Here is a 17,679-nt window from a genome sequence, read left to right on the forward strand (position 1 = left end):
CTAGAATGTACATGTTCTGTCTCAATCTAGTCTCTGGAGTCTAACACATATCCACTCTATTGGTATTTTGTATTCAATTGATCATAGAGGCTTTCTGGGACTTTGCTCTCTACGTCGGTGACTTTCACATCTGGCTTTTCCCATTCGAGAAACCCCTTGCCCCAGACATAGGCTAGACCCAATGCTAAAATCAGTATAAATAGTGACATCTCGACGAATGCGAGCATTCCCCATTTGCCTTGCGTGAGGGCATTGAGTCCTTCGTCCCCAAAGACGATCGCCCAAGGAAACAAAAACAACAACTCTGTCTCAAACAACACAAACACCAGTGCAATCACATAGAATCGGATGTTGAACTTGCCCCAAGCCGTGCCCGTCGGGTCCTCTCCACACTCGTAGGTGGTCAGTTTCTCCTCGTTGGGTCTGCGAGGTCTGAGTACCCAGCTCGTCACTAGTGACCCCATGATGGCCACAAAGCCCCCCACAGCGAACAATAGTATGATTTGGTAGTTAGTTAGTTCCATTGTCATTTGTATTTCGTGAAGTTAACGAAGACCTCTACGGCGAGTTGGTCTAAGCCCATATATTCCAGATCAATTGTCTCTGGACTACCCCTTCACTAAATTATACCATTTATACAAAAAGAGGCTAACCCAAACCGAGCTAGCCTCTTTATTTTATCTATGCTCCTTAGAGTGCAGCCAGTGATTCGTTGAGTGTTGCACTTGGTCTCATGGCTTTTGATGCCAAGTCAATGTTGGGCTGGAAGTATCCGCCGATGTCTTCTGGCTTGCCCTGTGCGCCGATCAACTCTTCGTTGATTTTCGCTTCGTTTTCTGTCAAGGCTTTGGCCAATCCCGCAAAGCGTGCTTTCAACTCAGCGTCTTTGTCCTGAGCAGCCAATTCTTGTGCCCAATACATCGCCAAGTAGAAGTGTGACCCTCTGTTGTCGATACCGCCTACCTTACGGGCAGGAGACTTGTCATTGTCCAAGAACAACCCAGTCGCTGCATCTAGTGCTTCTGCCAAAACTTTGGCCTTGGGGTTGTCAAAAGTCTCCGAAAGGTGCTCCAACGAAACCGCGAGTGCCAAGAACTCACCCAAAGAATCCCATCTCAAGTATCCCTCTTCGTTGAACTGCTGTACGTGCTTCGGTGCTGATCCACCTGCACCTGTCTCGAACAATCCGCCACCGTTCATCAACGGCACGATAGAGAGCATCTTCGCCGACGTACCCAATTCCAAAATCGGGAACAAGTCTGTCAAGTAATCTCTCAGTACGTTACCCGTCACAGAGATCGTATCTTCCCCTTTCAACGTTCTCTCTAGAGAGAAATTCGTCGCACCTACTGGTGCGAGGATTCGGATATCCAAACCTGCCGTATCGTGATCTTTTAGGTAAGTATTCACCTTGGCGATGATTTGTGCGTCATGCGCTCTGTTCTCATCCAACCAGAATACCGCAGGTACACCTGTCGCTTTTGCCCTGTTCACGGCTAGCTTCACCCAGTCCTGGATCGGTGCGTCTTTCACCTGACACATTCTGAATACATCGCCTGCTTCGACGGTCTGCTCTAGCAATACTGTACCCGCTTTGTCAATCACCTGTACCGTACCTGCTTCCGCCAATTGGAAGGTTTTGTCATGTGACCCGTACTCTTCGGCCTTTTGTGCCATCAAACCGACGTTGGACACAGAACCCATCGTAGATGGATTGAATGCGCCGTTTTTCTTACAGAAGTCGATCGTAGCTTGGAACACACCCGCATAACATCTGTCTGGAATGACCGCTTTGGTATCTTGTTGATCACCTGCTTTGTTCCACATCTGGCCTGACGTACGAATCATCGCTGGCATAGATGCATCGATGATGACATCAGACGGCACGTGTAGGTTGGTGATTCCTTTGTCAGAGTTGACCATCGCTAGGTCAGGGCTGTCGGTATATACTGCCTCGATGGCCGCTTTTACTTCCGCTTCTTTCGCATGTCCAGCGATTTTGGCATAGACATCACCGATACCGTTGGTAGCAGTCACACCCAGCTCTGCGAAGAGCTCTGCATATTTTTCGAATACGTCTTTGTAGAATACTTCTACTACTGCGCCGAAGATGATTGGGTCAGATACCTTCATCATTGTCGCTTTCATGTGTAGCGAAAACAAGACGCCTTTCGCTTTCGCGTCTGCAATCTCACCTGCTACCCATGACTTCAGTGTGTTGATGCTCATCACTGAACAATCGATCACTTCGCCAGCCAACAAAGGCGCAAATCCTTTCAATTCCTCACCGTTGAAAACGATTTTGAATTCGGTAGCTTCTGCTACGGTCGTAGACTTCTCAGAACCATAAAAATCGCTATCTGGCATAGACGCGACGTGTGTTGCTGAATCAGCGGCCCAAGCGCCCATTCTGTGTGGGTTTTTCTTGGCGTAGTTTTTTACAGCCTTGGGTGCTCTACGATCAGAGTTCCCTTCTCTCAAGACAGGGTTCACTGCGCTACCGAGTACTTTGGCATATTTCGCTTTGATTTCTTTCTCTTCGTCCGTCTTAGGCTCAGATGGGTAGTTAGGCAACTTATAGCCCTGCGCTTGCAGCTCTTTGATGGCTGCTTGTAGCTGCGGAATAGAAGCTGAGATGTTGGGCAATTTGATGATGTTCGCCTCTGGCTGCTTGGCCAAGTCACCGAGCTCTGCCAATGCATCACCTATTTTTTGATCATCAGTCAAGTAGTCAGAGAGGTTGGCGATGATACGACCTGCCAAGGAAATGTCTCTGGTCTCAACCTCCACGCCAGCCGCTGAAGTAAAAGCTGAAACGATAGGCAAAAATGAATAAGTAGCCAAAGCAGGTGCTTCGTCCGTCTTGGTGTAAATGATCTTAGATTTTGTCATGTTTTTTAAACTGCTTGGAAGCGGCATAGTACCGCTGTGTTACTGAATAAATAGTCTTGGTCAATCGAGGGAATGAGGATTCCAAAACGGGGTTTCGGCATTCGTCCACAAAGCCTTCTTTTGAGAGGGCGAATTTAGTAAATCTTAGCGTAATGGCTTATCGATTGAATGGATAAAGAAGTAATGCTTCCGAATAATGAATGATTTACAATCCAATCCTAATTTTCTTGCAAATACATCAAGACACTTTATACCATAAAAAGACAGGGTACTGAGCTCATTGCTCATTTGCCTTGAGTGCTTCGATCTGTTGAATCAAGGCTTCCGCTTCGGCATACTTTGCATCGCTTTTCGTCCTGTCTTGAGAAGACAAAATATGCGCTTGTTTCATCAGCGCTTTGTACTGTGCGCTGAGCTGCTCCAACTCCGATTTTTTCTTAAATAGTCCAAACATGTCCTTCGCTATATGGCCCTATCAGGCATGAAAAAGGCTGCATCTAGCAGCCCTTCTATTTTTTTATTTCTTTTCAAATTTCTGTATCGTATCGATGATGATATCGCAACACTCATCCAATTGCGCTTCGGTCATTACCAACGGAGGTGCAAACCGAATGATATTGCCATGTGTCGGTTTGGCCAACAGACCATTGTCCTTGAGTGCGACACAGATATCCCAAGCGGTAGAGCTATCCTCCGCATCATTGATTACTATGGCGTTGAGTAATCCCTTTCCTCTCACCAGAGAGACCAATTTACTCTCAACAATAAAATCGTTCAATCTCGATCTGAATTTCTTGCCAAGTCTCTCTGCATTAGCCGCCAATTTCTCTTCCTGTACAACATCCAATGCAGCCATGGCGACTTTCGATGCGATCGGGTTGCCCCCAAAAGTAGATCCATGCTGCCCTGGTTTGATCACTCCCATGATCTCGTCATTGGCCAACACCACAGACACAGGGTATACTCCTCCAGAGATGGCTTTGCCAAGAATCAATACATCTGGCTTGACGTCTTCATGGTCACAAGCCAGCAAGCGGCCAGTCCGTGCGATACCTGTTTGCACTTCGTCCGCCACAAAAAGGACGTTGGCTTCTTTGCAGGCTTCACTAGCGGCTTGCAAAAAACCCTCATCTGGAACATACACCCCTGCTTCACCTTGAATCGGTTCCATCAACAGTCCCGCTACATTTTGATCTTTCAGCGCCTCTTGCAGCGCCTCCATATCGTTGTAAGGTATTTTGATAAATCCGGCTGTATATGGACCGAAATTCTTCTGCGCATCAGGGTCGTTGGAAAACGAAATGATGGTAGTCGTACGTCCATGAAAATTATTTTCACACACGATGATTTTGGCTTCATTCTCTGGAATACCTTTCACCTCGTACGCCCACTTACGCGTCAGCTTGATGGCCGTTTCGACTGCCTCAGCTCCGGTATTCATTGGGAGTACTTTATCAAAACCGAAATAATCTGTGATGTATTTTTCGTATTCTCCTAGAGTATCATTGTAGAATGCGCGAGATGTCAAAGTCAGTTTCTGTGCCTGCTCGGTAAGTGCTCCTACGATTTTTGGATGACAGTGGCCTTGATTGACAGCAGAGTATGCAGACAGAAAGTCATAGTACTTTTTCCCTTCTACATCCCAAACATAAACTCCTTCACCTTTGGACAACACCACAGGAAGTGGGTGGTAGTTGTGCGCACCGTATTTATCCTCCAAGGCAATCGCCTGCTCACTAGTCATTTCATTTACCATTGTCATTTGTATTTAACCCGAGTTGGGCCCCAAGAATTGTTAATTATTTGTCTTTGCCCTATTTCCTACTACATAGAGATCAGAATAAAAAAGAGTTCCCATGCAGAACTCCACTAGATTTGTTCAAAATTACAAAAGGAAATCTAAATCTCATCCCCTTTGTCAGACAAAGAAAAAAGCAAACAACCTGGTCCCCTCAGTGCCAAAGACTACTACTACAACGAAGCTGGTCTCATGGTCTTTACTGCTCAGTACCACCTCAAGAGAGGTTACTGTTGCAAAAATGGCTGCAAGCACTGCCCGTATGGGAAGTAAAAAAGCATCAACAACATTTAACACCATAAGTTTACTCCAACTACACATATCCACATACTCCTCTCTACACTAGAGAAACGCATAAAAACGCCCCTCACTCCCCTCTATGACTTATTCTACATTCTTTACGAGAATCTAGCAAAAATCACAATACAGAAATCACCTGTTACTTTTAGTTCTGGCTTAGCCCACTTTTGAATCATAAACATATTCAACAACGCTAAACAACAAAGCCATGAACAAATTAAAATCATTCATAATCATCACCATCCTTGTATCCATTGTACAATTCAGTTTTGGTCAAGACCTCAAGTTATCCATTTATAATATGCCTGCTAGAGGAATCAAAGACACTGGCACCTCTGTAGGCTTTTTATTACCCGGCTGCATAGGTGACATAGAGGTAGGGGGCTACTACGAACGAAACAGCTATTTTGACAAGGCCTCATCTGACAGTACGGATTTCATCAACGATAGAACCTCTACCAGTAGCTATTCAGGTGTATACTCCACGATATACTTGCTTGGAAGTGAGAAATTTGTAGGAGGGGTAAACATGAGAGCTGGTATGGTTGATGCCAAAAAAGTTGTCATCACCTTTGCAGCAATTGCTGAATACAACGTCAATGAGAACTTATCCATTGGAGCATCTGCACGGTTTATCAGCAAATTGCCCGTGCTGGAAGCTAAAATATCAACGACAATTGGAACATTCGGCAATAGAGCCAAACGCCAACAAAAGTACAAAGAAGCCAAAGAATACTACCGTTCGATGAGAGTCAAACGGTTCTAAAACCATAGCTCAGTGGTGTTGTTTAGCGTTTACACGCTGCTGGTTTCAAACCGCCTAACATTCGTCACCTCATTTGCCAACTTATGAAAGATAGCATCAAGAACTCTTGATGCTATCACTATGTTGGGCTCCTAATGAAAACCCAATCGGCACGACCAAATCACATCGAGCATACTGAGCCTCAAGCAATATGTGCAAAAAAATAAGGCCTGAAGCTTTACCTCAGACCTTATTCATCCTCATAAGTTAAGAAGAGCCTTTACTCACAATTGGCATTATAATCCTCTATCGCCATTATACGTACCTGTTCTTTGAACATCATGTTGTTTAGGAACTTATTTCCTCCAGAGGCCTCCTCATTGGATTCCACAACCTGATACTCTCCCTTTTCTTGTTTCTCTACTACCATTGGACAGTCTGCCAATTCTTTGGTGATATTCATATCGTTGACTAATTTCAACTTGCCCTCTTCGCCTACTCTGTACACCAAGTTTGGTTTTGCACAATCGATATAATACGGCTCAAACCCTTCTGGACCTGAGACTACCGACGGAGGGGAATCAAAGTAGTGAAACAGAGAAATCTTATCCTCAGACACGACTCTCATAAACATTTTCTTAGGCAGCATATCCATACCTACTGCAGACATATCTGCATATTTGACGGATGCATAGGTCAATGTATCGTATCTAAATCCACTACAATTCTTCGCTTCGTATGACTCATAGAGTTTGTTTTTTATTTTTTCTGCTTTCGCAAAAACGTCCTTCTCGATAAACTTCATCTTATCTTGAAATTGCCAAGGTGCGTCGAAGGCCTTACCGTCCGAGTACGCTGTCCCTGTTCTTTTGAAGTACCCCTCTATTTCTTTCTCTCCATCAAAAATAACTCCTGGCACCACCCCTTCTTTCTTAATTTTCTCTTCGATCTGACAAAATGCAGACACCGATACGAACAAAACCAATAGCAAACTGGTTGATATTTTTTTCATAATTCCTAACTGATTAAAACGTGATCTTTATAACTGCTATGATAATGCAATTAACCGAATACGAATCACCGTTCGAATAAAAAACGCCTACACCTGCAAAAACAACTCGCAGCAACCACCCCACTATACATCTTTTTGAGAATTTCTGTTAGTGAGTCAATAAAAATGAACGTTCATTCAATTTTTACGTACAACTTAGAATTAGCAAGCAATTGACACGCGACAAACAATGGTCAAACTTCAGAAAAGCATTGAAAAACGTAAAGCACTCCTACGTGCCACGCTCTGCCTTATCCAAAAAGGAGGCATACAAGCGGCCTGTATGTCTCAAGTTGCCAAACATGCTGGAGTATCTCCGGGGACGATCTATTTGTATTTCCAAAACAAAGAAGACATGATCAATCAATTGTATTTGGCAGCCAAAGGAAACTTCAGTCTGGCAGCCTTTGCACAGTATGACACAACCGAGCCCGTCTATACTGCATTTAAGAAAATTTGGCACAACATACTGAACTACAAAACCGAAAACCCCGAAGAAGCTTCATTCCTCAATCAGTGCGACAACACGCCATTGATTGCTCCCGAGATTCGACAAGAAGGCCTCAAACATCTCCAACCCCTTTTGGATCTCTGGTCTAGAGGAAAACAAGAAGGGCTCATCAAGGACAGCTCTCCCTACTTGCTCTATGCCCAAACCATCTACCCTATGGCATTCCTCATGAACCCCATCCACTGCCAACACTACCTCCTAAACAAAGAAACAGCCCATGAAGCCTTTCAGGCAGCCTGGGACAGTATCAAAGTATAAATAACGAAACAACATTATTAACACATTACAACATGGAATTATTAGATAAATTGAACTGGCGCTATGCCACCAAAGCCATGAATGGCGAAAAAGTACCTCAAGAAAAAGTAGACCACATCATCGAAGCAGCTTCACTCGCTCCTACATCTAGCGGACTACAACCTTTCGAGATCTTGGTAGTGACAAACCCAGAAGTCAAAGCCAAAATCAGAGCCATCGCTTGGGATCAATCCGTGGTGACGGACTGCTCACACCTACTGGTATTTGCGGCATGGGACACCTACACCGCAGAACGTATCAACAAGATGTTTGACCTGACGAACGAACTCCGTGGGTTCACCAACGAAGGCTGGGAAAACTACCGCCAGAAACTACTCAACAGCTACCCACAGCAAGATGCTGAGACCAACTTCAACCATGCCGCACGTCAAGCCTATATTGCTTTCTCTCAAGCGATTGCTGCGGCGGCATTCGAAGGAGTGGACAGTACTCCCATGGAAGGATTCGACGCAACAGCTCTGGACGAAATCCTCGATCTGAAAGAAAAAGGATTGAGAAGTTGTGTTCTATTGCCTCTGGGCTATCGAGACACGGACACCGACTGGTTAGTCAACCTTCCAAAAGTGAGAAAAAGCACAGAGGACTTGGTCACTCTAGTAGACTAAAGCCATAGTACAAAAACCAAAAAGAGGGTACCCTAATTGATTGGGACACCCTCTTTTTGATTCTATGAAGTAACCTCCTACTCCTTCAATACCATATCGATACACATCACTGCCGCCAAAATCAACAATCTCATCGGGTGACCTTCATTCACTTTTTCATCAATCTTGAGCATGTAATTGTCCGCAGTAGTAAACAACTCACGTCCCATTCCTGCCCATTCTTTGCTCACCGAAGCAAATTCCACTTGGTCTTTGATAAATTTAAAATCCCAGCTTGTCCACTTCCCTTTGAGGGTACAGAGTACTCGATCACTGGCATCCAATACATCAAACTTCCCTCCTATTGAAAAGAATTTCTGTTTGAATTTGCCCACTAGTTGATCCTTTTCGTCAAACACCTCTACGGTAGACAAGAAAATCGAGATCCCTCGCTTGACGGTCAAGACTTTTTCACCAGTAGCCGTCTTGATCTCTATGTCAAATGGAGTCATCCGCTTATAATCCGTAAAGCGAAACATTTTAGTCAAGAAACCAAGATTCTCTTCTCGACAAGTCATGATCATCTCCTGATTGCTAGGGTCATGAATATCGTAATTATTGGCCGCCTTGAACATTCCTACATGCTCTTTTACAAAAAACAGGTTCCGATCTAGTATTGGATTCATTCTATTCGTTTTTCTTCAATTTATACTTTCTTAATCAGGAGTGGGTATGCGAAACAATCAAGTTACAAAATCCTCAACTTAGCAAAACTCAACAGCAGCGTCTTCTCTCCTGCTTTGTCAAATGAGATATGTGCCTTTCTATTCGCACCTTGGACCTCTATTTTTGTCACCTCTCCGAACCCAAATTTTGGATGTTCGACTTTATCGCCAACCGCAAGTTTCGACGTATTACTGGGCTTGAAGTTCGCCGAAGGTTTGTGCACGACTGCCTGATTTACGGGCTTCCGCACAGGTTGTGTGGCATTCCCGATGAAGTTCTTGGTATAGTCGCCAGACGGAGAACTAGGTGAACTGAACTTCTGATTGAGCTTGAGAAAATCCTTGTCGATTTCCTCAAGGAAACGGCTTGGCTCACAAGTCTTGAGTCTCCCAAATCGGTACCTCGTCAAAGCGTAACTCATATAAAGCTTCTTCTCAGCACGCGTGATGGCCACATAAAACAATCGACGCTCCTCCTCTAGGTCTTGACGAGAGCTAATCATCATTTGTGATGGAAACAAATCTTCCTCCATCCCCACGACGAACACATTCTTAAACTCAAGCCCTTTGGACGAGTGAATCGTCATCAATGTCACGAAATCTTTGTCCTCGTCCTTGTCATTGTCAGCATCCGTGAGGAGTGCAATCTCTTGGAGAAAAGACCCCATAGATTTGTCTTCACTCTCAGGATTATCTACAAACTCCTTAATACCATTAAGCAACTCTTGTACGTTTTCGTATCTACTCCTCCCCTCTACAGTCTTGTCGTCGTAGAGCTCTTTGAGCAACCCAGAGTTTTTGGCAATTTGCGAAGCAGCCTCAAACGCATCTTTCTTCTCTACAGCAAGCTTGAAGGTCTTGACCAAAGTCACAAACTCCTCCACTGCTGAAGCCCCCCTACCGCCCAGTATGTTTTGGGCATTTTGAAGTGCTGTCCATAGGTCTGCATTGTTTTCGGCTGCCGCCAAAACCAACTTCTCCACCGACGATGCCCCTATCCCTCGCTTGGGCAGGTTGATGATTCGACGCAAAGCCTGTTCATCGTTTTGATTGACCGAAAAGCGGATATAACCTAAAATATCTTTGATTTCTTTGCGCTGATAAAACGACAATCCACCGACGATTTTGTATTTGATATGGTTGCGACGCAAAGCCTCCTCCAATGCTCTAGATTGACTATTGGTCCGGTAGAGTATCGCAAAATCAGAGTTGTGGTAGTGGTTTTGATTCTTGGATTCAAAAATCGCTGACGCGACAAGCTTCCCTTCTTCATTGTCGGTAGTCGCCTTGATCAAGTCGATCAAAGAACCTTCCTCGTTGTCTGTCCAGACACTTTTCCGCAACTGGTTCTTGTTGTTGCTGATGATAGAATTGGCTGCTCCAACGATGGTTTTGGACGAACGATAGTTCTGCTCCAACTTGATCACATTCAATTCTGGATAGTCTTTCTCAAAATTCAGAATATTCTGAATATCTGCACCACGAAAGGCATAAATACTCTGTGCATCATCCCCCACCACACAAATATTGCGACGTACTGCAGCAAGCTTTTTGGTAATCAGGTACTGCGAGATATTCGTATCCTGAAACTCATCCACCATCACATATTGAAAGCGCTGCTGGTATTTATTGAGCACATCCACATGATCACGAAACAACACATTGGTATTGAAAAGCAAATCATCAAAGTCCATGGCATCTGCTTTGAAGCACCGCTTGACGTACTCCTTGTATATTTTACCCATCTCTGGCTTACCATTTTCGGTATCATCAGCGAGATAGATGGGGTTGTTGAGGTATTCCTGCCAAGATACCAGACGATTTTTGGCACTAGAAATACGATTGAGCACCACATTGGGCTTGTAGAGTTTGTCGTCTAATCCAAAATACTTTACGATGATTTTGATCAGTGATTTGGAATCATCCGAATCGTAAATCGTGAAGTGGCTGGGGTAACCCAACTTATCAGCCTCCGCACGTAGAATACGAGAAAAAACAGAGTGAAAAGTCCCCATCCATAGGTTGCGAGCATCCGTCCCTACGACATCTTCGATACGATGACGCATCTCCTTGGCTGCTTTGTTGGTAAATGTCAACGATAGAATCGAAAACGGATCCACATTTTTGGACTTGAGCAAATGTGCAATACGATAAGTAAGTACCCGTGTCTTGCCCGATCCTGCTCCAGCAATAATCATGGTAGGTCCCTCAGTCTTGATGACCGCTTCACGCTGTGGGGGGTTCAATAGTTCTAGGTAATCTTGTTCCATGCTATAGCTCTTGCTTTCCTTCTATCTCTTGCTCTAATTTCCCGTACCATTCCTTTCCATATTTCCTCACAAGAGGTTCTTTTAGAAATTTGTACACGGGCACTTTGAGTTGTTCGCCCAAGTTACATGCAGGTGCACAGATGTCCCACTGATCATAATTCAACGCATCATAATGATCGTACTTCGTGATACGAATAGGATATAGATGGCAGGATATGGGCTTTTGCCAGGTGACTTTGCCGTCACGATAAGCCTGATCAATCGCACATTTGAGAATATTTTTTTCGTCATAGATTGCAAAGGCACACTCCCGACCGTTGATGGTCGTGGTAGAGTAGTCCCCTTCTTCGTCTAGCAGATATGCACCTTCCTTTTCTATTGCCTCTCGACCTTCGTGGGACAGGTAGGGTTTGACTACCTCTATGACTTCCTCAATCAATGGCAACTCCTCCTCATCCAGTGGCGCACCCAAATCCCCCTCCACACAGCATGCTCCCTTGCATTTGTTCAAGTCACACACAAAATGCCTCTCTTTCAAATCATCCGAAAGAACCGCATTATCCAAAATTATCATACCGTAGCTATTGAATTACATTGAATCAAAACAAGGAGTTTGATATCATTCGACATTTTTAGTCAAATAGGTATCCACCTCCTCCAATATTTCTGAGGTTAGGGGTTTAGTAAACAGTTTTTGCACCTCTCTGTATTGATCTGCCAGCTCTGCATCTTGGTAGTACTGTGAGGAAGTCAGGACAAACAATTTTATTTTTTCCGTATCGACTGCTGTCATCATCTTGCGGTACTCTCGGATAAAATCCCATCCACTGATCGTCGGCATATTGATATCCAACAAAATCACATCCGGCAAATCCTGAGGACTACTCTTTACTTTCTCCTCCAGATAGGTCAACCCTCGGGTCGAACTCGTCAAGGACTCAACTTGGGTTTCGGGATTATAGTCATTAATTACTTTCGTACAAATCAAGTTATTGATTTCATCGTCATCGATTATTAAAATTTTTACGGGCTTGCTCATTTAATTATCTTCGGACTAATAAGGTGTTAGGGCTAGGTAATTTGCTTAATTATCTTTAGAACCTCAAATATACATTATTGGTAATTTTCTCTTTAACTTATTCTATAATTCCAACCCACACCCCTACTAATTCGTCTAAACTGTTACACCAAATTCTAAATCATGCGCACACAAATAATACACCGCATCACACTACTCGCTACTTTGTCTCTCCTGCTACTCGGGCCACTCTTGGCTCAAACTCCCAAAGCCAGCCCTCCCAAAACTGCTGAGAGAGAGATCAACGGCAAGACCATCACCATCAACTACTCAAGCCCCTCTAAAAAAGGTCGCCAAATATGGGGAGAGCTCGTCAAGTATGACAAAGTATGGCGTACAGGTGCAAATGAAGCGACTACACTAGAAATAAGCGACGATATCCTCATTGGCGGCAAAGCACTAAAGAAAGGGAAATATGCACTATTCACTATTCCTAACAAGGACAAATGGACCATCATCATCAACAGCAATGCAAACCAATGGGGAGCCTACAGCTACGACAAAGAACGGGATGTACTGCGTTTTGACGTGAAACCTAGCCCAGCGAGCTTTACTGAAATGTTTACCATCACCATCTCAGAAACGGGCACCATTTCACTGATTTGGGACGAACTCAAAGTTGAGTTTCCCATCGAATAGATTCAATCTATCGGACAGTAAGCAATTCTCCTAGCTCCACTTAACCCGTGGAGCTTCTTTTATTTTCTCAGTACCCATATTTCCCTTTCCACTGGGCATGGAGTCTTTTACGCATTTCTTCTTCACGTGCATTCCCTTTTGGGTCGTATAGGGCAGTGCCTTTGATCTCATCCGGCAGATATTCCTGCATCACAAAATTCCCCTTATGATCATGGGCATATTGATATCCTTTGCCATACCCCAAGTCCTTCATCAGGTTGGTCGGGGCATTGCGTATGTCCAAAGGAATCGACAAATCTCCTGTTTGCTGCACCAACTGCTGAGCACGATTGATGGCCATATAAGCCGCATTGCTCTTCGCCGAACAAGCGAGGTAAGTCACACACTGTGACAAGATGATGCGAGCCTCTGGATACCCTATTACATTCACCGCCTGAAAGGCATTGTTGGCAATCACAAGAGCCGTTGGGTTAGCATTGCCGATATCCTCAGAAGCTAAGATTAGCAACCTACGCGCTATGAATTTGACATCCTCCCCCCCCTCGATCATGCGAGCAAGATAATACACCGCTGCATTAGGATCACTCCCTCGAATAGACTTGATGAAGGCCGAAATGATGTCATAGTGCATCTCTCCATCCTTGTCATACATCGCAGCTTTCTGTTGGGCTACCTCGATAACCCAATCATTGGTAACGACCTTCTCTTCGCCCTCGATTGACTCGATGACTACCTCTAGCAGATTGAGGAGCTTCCGACCATCTCCTCCGGACAATCGCAACAAAGCTTGGTCTTCGGCAATGGTAATATTCTCCTTGGACAAAAATTCATCCTGCCGCAAGGCTTTGTCCACGAGCATCATCAGTTCCTCTTTTTCCAGAGCTTTGAGTGTGTAGGTCTGACATCTAGACAAAAGTGCCGCATTGACCTCAAAACTAGGGTTTTCGGTAGTCGCCCCGATAAGTGTGATTTGCCCCTTCTCTACAGCAGCCAACAAGGCATCCTGCTGTGACTTGTTGAAGCGGTGAATCTCATCAATAAAAAGTATGGATTTAGCACCATATTTCGCTTTGGCGATCACCTCACGAATATCTTTGACACCTGCATTGATCGCACTCAGCGAAAAGAATGGCATCTTCGCGGTATTGGCGATGATGTTTGCGATGGTGGTTTTACCCACTCCAGGAGGCCCCCACAAAACCATAGATGGCACCATACCTGACGAAACGGCACGCTTCAATATTCCTTTGAGATGAGATTGACCAACGAGCTCTTCTAGACTTGTAGGTCTCAAACGCTCCGCCAAGGGTGACTGATTCAACATATTATTTGGGTATCGAATTTTGTAACTCAACCAAGCTCGTGCTTAGTCTCCTGCGTCCACTGGTGCTTCGTCGACGGCTTCTTCTGGTTCAAACCCGTCGCTTGGATCTTCCTCCTTTACTTGATCCAATGTCTCTTGATCTACCTCCGCTTCTTCTTCGGAGACTTCTTCCTTCTTCCTTCCAAACCATCCTTTCCTTGATTCTGTAGTTGTCGAATCACTAGGTGGTGCATCCAAGTGTTCCAGCTGTCTATCGACCATCTCGGATTGTGTCGGCCGCTTGTCTATAAACAACTCCCCATAGTATTTGTTGTAGTACTCCTGCTCCTGGTTGTATGCATTTTTAGGATTGTACCGATACTTGTAGCGTACTTCTTTGGGATCATCTGCCGTGGCAAAAAGCGGGGCTGCCGACACAGAATCTACCCCAATCGAGTCGACATCTACGAAATCACTAGCCAAAAAATCACCCTCATCTGCTGCATACAATGGGTCTCGTTTGGGGTTGCCCAAGACATTTTCCTTGGGGGCAGTCTTCATGTCGTAGTTCTTGCGAAACAGACTGGATTTTTTATTTACCCCGTACTTGGTCCGACGAGATTCCATGGCCATTTTGGGAGTAGTATCGTTGAGAAACATCGAATAACGGAGCATACGCACTGAGTCATCCAGAATATAGGTACTCTGAAAAGCAGGGCATACAACATTGTCTTTGCAGGAGCAAAAAACAACACATAGCACAATCAATATGGGAAAACAAACTCTCCTCACAAATTTTATTCGATACTTAGGTTCGGTCAAACACTATAACACTAACCGCCAAAATTGTACAATATTTTGCTATTTCGGGTAGGAAACATAGCATTAATGTGGTACAACAGCGGACAGCAGGAAGAATAATCCCATTTGGTCGCTAAAAAACCCAAAGTAAATGCACTATAAATGAGCCAACTCCTCTTTCAGTTTCTTCGGTAGCTTGTCCACTATAAGCTGGTACGAGTGATCCGTCCATTCAAAAACATGCTGATCAGATGCGTCTTGTCCCACAGTGACCGTATTCCAGTGTTTCTTGTTCATGTGATACCCAGGCTGAACGGAGGAGTACTGTTCCCGCAGTTCGAGAGCAAGTTCAGGGTCACATTTGAGGTTGATCGATACGAAATCATCAATATTGGTCAAAGCGAAAAGTTTGTTCATGACTTTGAATACCAACGTAGACTCATCAAAGGGGAACCCTTCGGTCACTCCTGGTTTACTCAAACAATACGCTCTAAACTCCTCGATATTCATTTCAAAATAAAAACTTCTTGAATACAAAATACAATATCCCCAACAAGAAAACTATGATGGAAAACTTATTGATAAAATGCATGGCTTTCAAACTGAAATCTCCCTTTCCTTCTGGGTCACGCTTCCTAAAGAAGTACCCAAATAGTTCCCCCAGAGCGAAAAACTCCTTCACCCCTCCTTTGTTCTTTTTTTGTTTTGTCATGATTCAAGTGCATTGACAACCTCTGGCTCTACCCAATTATCGTCTTCTCTGATAATCTCAATCAATTCATCCACAGCATTGGCAGAAGGCACCGCACGCTTGACGACAGTCTGCCCACGATAGAGTGTGATTTTCCCTTTGCCAGAACCTACATACCCGTAATCCGCATCGGCCATTTCTCCTGGTCCGTTGACGATGCACCCCATGATTCCGATCTTTATACCCTTGAGGTGGTCTGTTCGCTTACGAATCATAGCTGTTGTCTCCTGTAGATCAAAGAGAGTTCGCCCACATGAAGGGCAAGATATATATTCCGTTTTAGTCATGCGAGTCCTGGCCGCTTGCAAAATCCCAAAGGCCGTCGCATTCTCTACTTTGCCCTGACCGTGCCCGGACAGCATGACTCCATCCCCGAGCCCATCAATCAATAATCCTCCAACGTCCGTGGCAGAGGCCAATTGAAACTCAGTCATATCTGACTCTACAATCTCTCTACACAACACCACCGGAGCTTCTACACCTTCTAGAATCATCTCAAAGATGAATCGGCGCATTTCTGCCAGAGCATGCTCATTTTTCGTAGCGAGCATGACGACTATACCCTCTTCATTTTTTAGTTTTTTGACGACAGTCAAATCAGCAGCATCCACCGACACAAACACTACTTCATGACTCACCATCCCCAATTGTTCGGCTGCTATCAACGGGTATTTATTGACTTGGTCACTTAGGATTTTCCAGGCTGAATAGTCGAGTATTTCTTTCAACCCATTGGGCAACATGAATGGAATAGGTGATGTGCCTGTGTAAATATAATCTGCCCCAGTATCGCTCATTTTCCATTTGTCCAATTCGGGGAGATAGTGATGGCCATACGCTTTCAAATCCGCCATCTCTACAATTGGCGCTGCTACACAATTGGCCACCACGCGAGGCACGTTGTGTTCTCCGATATTCAGTACTTCAATGGACTTCCTCCGTTCGTAACTGAACGGATCAACTGGAGACTCTGCCAATGGAGCGATCGCTTGGTGCCCTGTGCGCCGTGCATAACGATCGATCAAGGATTGAGCCACAGGAGCTTCGTACTCGGGTTCTTCGGTCAGCGACACCCTCACCGTATCTCCTAGACCGTCTTCCAACAGTGCTCCGATACCTACCGCAGACTTGATTCGTCCGTCTTCGCCATCTCCCGCTTCGGTCACTCCTAGGTGGAGTGGATAAGGTTTCAACCCTTCTTCGTCCAGCTTGTGTACTAATAGGCGGTAGGCCTGCACCATGATACGGGTATTGCTGGCCTTCATAGACAGTACGATATTATGATAATCCAACTCGTCACATATCCTCAAAAACTCCAATGCAGACTCAACCATCCCCAATGGAGTATCTCCAAATCGGCTCATGATTCGATCAGATAGCGAACCGTGGTTGGTACCTATACGCATCGCAGTACCATGTATCTTGCATAGTTCGACGAGAGGGGTGAATTTTTCTCTGATCCGCACCAATTCTTCCTCATAGGAAGCGTCGGTATATTCTATTTCTTCGAATTTCTTCTTGTCCGCGTAATTGCCCGGATTGACTCTGACTTTCTCAACAATCTGAGCTGCCAACTCCGCCGCATTCGGAGTAAAATGGATGTCTGCTACCAAAGGCACCTGGATTTGTTGCTTTCTCAGCCGGTCTTTGATTTCTTGGAGATTTTGGGCCTCTTTGATGCTAGGCGCAGTGATACGCACATACTCACAACCTGACTCAACCATACGAATCGTCTGAGCTACGGACCCTTCAGTATCCATGGTATCTACGGTCGTCATGGATTGTACCCGTATCGGGTGGTTCGCGCCCATAGGTACCTGACCGATATTGACCTCTATGGCAGTTCTACGTGAGTAGGTAGTGAGCGAATTGCAATACTTCTTTTTGTCCAAAACCATTCGATTAAATGAGAG

Annotated in this window: 19 protein-coding genes; 5 read left to right on the plus strand and 14 right to left on the minus strand. The window is 44.8% G+C overall.

All coding sequences use genetic code 11. From position 1 onward, the window contains the following. Window positions 1–56: 56 nt before the first annotated feature. The 4 genes from BFP72_RS14275 to rocD form a co-directional block, all read right to left on the minus strand. A complete protein-coding gene (locus tag BFP72_RS14275; protein ID WP_099599777.1) occupies window positions 57–524 on the minus strand; it encodes an NADH-quinone oxidoreductase subunit A in 468 nt (155 codons plus the stop codon). Between the two features lie 166 nt (window positions 525–690). Continuing rightward, a complete protein-coding gene (locus tag BFP72_RS14280) occupies window positions 691–2,892 on the minus strand; it encodes an NADP-dependent isocitrate dehydrogenase (RefSeq protein WP_099599778.1) in 2,202 nt (733 codons plus the stop codon). Window positions 2,893–3,169: 277 nt separating this feature from the next. Beyond that, window positions 3,170–3,346, minus strand: a complete 177-nt coding sequence (locus BFP72_RS19040) for a Lacal_2735 family protein (RefSeq protein ID WP_143520083.1) — start codon at window positions 3,344–3,346, stop codon at window positions 3,170–3,172. Between the two features lie 63 nt (window positions 3,347–3,409). Continuing rightward, window positions 3,410–4,648 (minus strand): ornithine--oxo-acid transaminase, encoded by a 1,239-nt coding sequence (gene rocD, locus BFP72_RS14285; RefSeq protein WP_304528358.1) that lies wholly within the window; start codon window positions 4,646–4,648, stop codon window positions 3,410–3,412. Window positions 4,649–4,807: 159 nt separating this feature from the next. Here rocD and BFP72_RS19235 point away from each other — a divergent pair, with 159 nt between their 5' ends. Further along, the gene (locus BFP72_RS19235) at window positions 4,808–4,963 is read left to right on the plus strand and encodes a DUF5522 domain-containing protein (RefSeq protein ID WP_158233419.1); all 156 of its coding nucleotides are present in this window, start codon (window positions 4,808–4,810) and stop codon (window positions 4,961–4,963) included. A 235-nt stretch (window positions 4,964–5,198) separates the two neighbouring features. Continuing rightward, window positions 5,199–5,756 (plus strand): hypothetical protein, encoded by a 558-nt coding sequence (locus BFP72_RS14290; protein ID WP_099599780.1) that lies wholly within the window; start codon window positions 5,199–5,201, stop codon window positions 5,754–5,756. Between the two features lie 259 nt (window positions 5,757–6,015). On the opposite strand, the gene BFP72_RS14295 is transcribed toward BFP72_RS14290, so the two are convergent. Then, window positions 6,016–6,747, minus strand: a complete 732-nt coding sequence (locus BFP72_RS14295) for a hypothetical protein (protein ID WP_099599781.1) — start codon at window positions 6,745–6,747, stop codon at window positions 6,016–6,018. Window positions 6,748–6,976: 229 nt separating this feature from the next. On the opposite strand from BFP72_RS14295, the gene BFP72_RS14300 reads away from it, so the two are divergent. Then, window positions 6,977–7,555: a TetR/AcrR family transcriptional regulator gene (locus BFP72_RS14300; protein WP_099599782.1), complete on the plus strand. Its 579-nt coding sequence runs from the start codon at window positions 6,977–6,979 to the stop codon at window positions 7,553–7,555. A gap of 32 nt (window positions 7,556–7,587) precedes the next feature. Then, window positions 7,588–8,220 carry a nitroreductase family protein gene (locus BFP72_RS14305; RefSeq protein ID WP_099599783.1) on the plus strand — a complete coding sequence of 211 codons (633 nt, stop codon included), beginning with the start codon at window positions 7,588–7,590 and terminating at the stop codon, window positions 8,218–8,220. A gap of 77 nt (window positions 8,221–8,297) precedes the next feature. On the opposite strand, the gene BFP72_RS14310 is transcribed toward BFP72_RS14305, so the two are convergent. The 4 genes from BFP72_RS14310 to BFP72_RS14325 all read right to left on the minus strand — a co-directional run bounded on the left by BFP72_RS14310 (window position 8,298) and on the right by BFP72_RS14325 (window position 12,233). Next, on the minus strand, window positions 8,298–8,885 hold the full coding sequence (locus tag BFP72_RS14310; protein ID WP_099599784.1) for a phospholipid scramblase-related protein: 588 nt from the start codon (window positions 8,883–8,885) through the stop codon (window positions 8,298–8,300). A 62-nt stretch (window positions 8,886–8,947) separates the two neighbouring features. Continuing rightward, the gene (locus tag BFP72_RS14315; RefSeq protein WP_099599785.1) at window positions 8,948–11,194 is read right to left on the minus strand and encodes an ATP-dependent helicase; all 2,247 of its coding nucleotides are present in this window, start codon (window positions 11,192–11,194) and stop codon (window positions 8,948–8,950) included. Window position 11,195: 1 nt separating this feature from the next. Then, a complete protein-coding gene (locus BFP72_RS14320) occupies window positions 11,196–11,768 on the minus strand; it encodes a DUF3109 family protein (RefSeq protein ID WP_099599786.1) in 573 nt (190 codons plus the stop codon). A 45-nt stretch (window positions 11,769–11,813) separates the two neighbouring features. Next, the gene (locus BFP72_RS14325; protein ID WP_099599787.1) at window positions 11,814–12,233 is read right to left on the minus strand and encodes a response regulator; all 420 of its coding nucleotides are present in this window, start codon (window positions 12,231–12,233) and stop codon (window positions 11,814–11,816) included. A 162-nt stretch (window positions 12,234–12,395) separates the two neighbouring features. Here BFP72_RS14325 and BFP72_RS14330 point away from each other — a divergent pair, with 162 nt between their 5' ends. Beyond that, window positions 12,396–12,911, plus strand: coding sequence for a DUF2911 domain-containing protein (locus BFP72_RS14330; RefSeq protein ID WP_099599788.1), 516 nt, complete (start codon window positions 12,396–12,398; stop codon window positions 12,909–12,911). 67 nt (window positions 12,912–12,978) lie between these two features. Here BFP72_RS14330 and BFP72_RS14335 read toward each other — a convergent pair whose 3' ends face one another. The 5 genes from BFP72_RS14335 to ispG all read right to left on the minus strand — a co-directional run bounded on the left by BFP72_RS14335 (window position 12,979) and on the right by ispG (window position 17,664). Then, window positions 12,979–14,235 (minus strand): replication-associated recombination protein A, encoded by a 1,257-nt coding sequence (locus BFP72_RS14335; RefSeq protein ID WP_099599789.1) that lies wholly within the window; start codon window positions 14,233–14,235, stop codon window positions 12,979–12,981. Window positions 14,236–14,277: 42 nt separating this feature from the next. Continuing rightward, complete coding sequence (locus BFP72_RS14340) at window positions 14,278–14,889, minus strand: hypothetical protein (RefSeq protein ID WP_099599790.1); 612 nt, start codon at window positions 14,887–14,889, stop codon at window positions 14,278–14,280. A gap of 282 nt (window positions 14,890–15,171) precedes the next feature. Then, entirely contained in the window at window positions 15,172–15,525 is a 354-nt protein-coding gene (locus BFP72_RS14345) for an MmcQ/YjbR family DNA-binding protein (RefSeq protein ID WP_099599791.1), read from the minus strand. Between the two features lies 1 nt (window position 15,526). Beyond that, entirely contained in the window at window positions 15,527–15,727 is a 201-nt protein-coding gene (locus BFP72_RS14350) for a DUF6728 family protein (protein WP_099599792.1), read from the minus strand. Next, window positions 15,724–17,664, minus strand: a complete 1,941-nt coding sequence (gene ispG, locus BFP72_RS14355; protein WP_099599793.1) for a (E)-4-hydroxy-3-methylbut-2-enyl-diphosphate synthase — start codon at window positions 17,662–17,664, stop codon at window positions 15,724–15,726. The genes BFP72_RS14350 and ispG overlap by 4 nt, the downstream gene beginning before the upstream one ends. Window positions 17,665–17,679: the final 15 nt, after the last annotated feature.

Origin of the sequence: Reichenbachiella sp. 5M10 (genome assembly GCF_002742335.1) — a bacterium.
In the GTDB taxonomy this organism is placed as follows: domain Bacteria; phylum Bacteroidota; class Bacteroidia; order Cytophagales; family Cyclobacteriaceae; genus Reichenbachiella.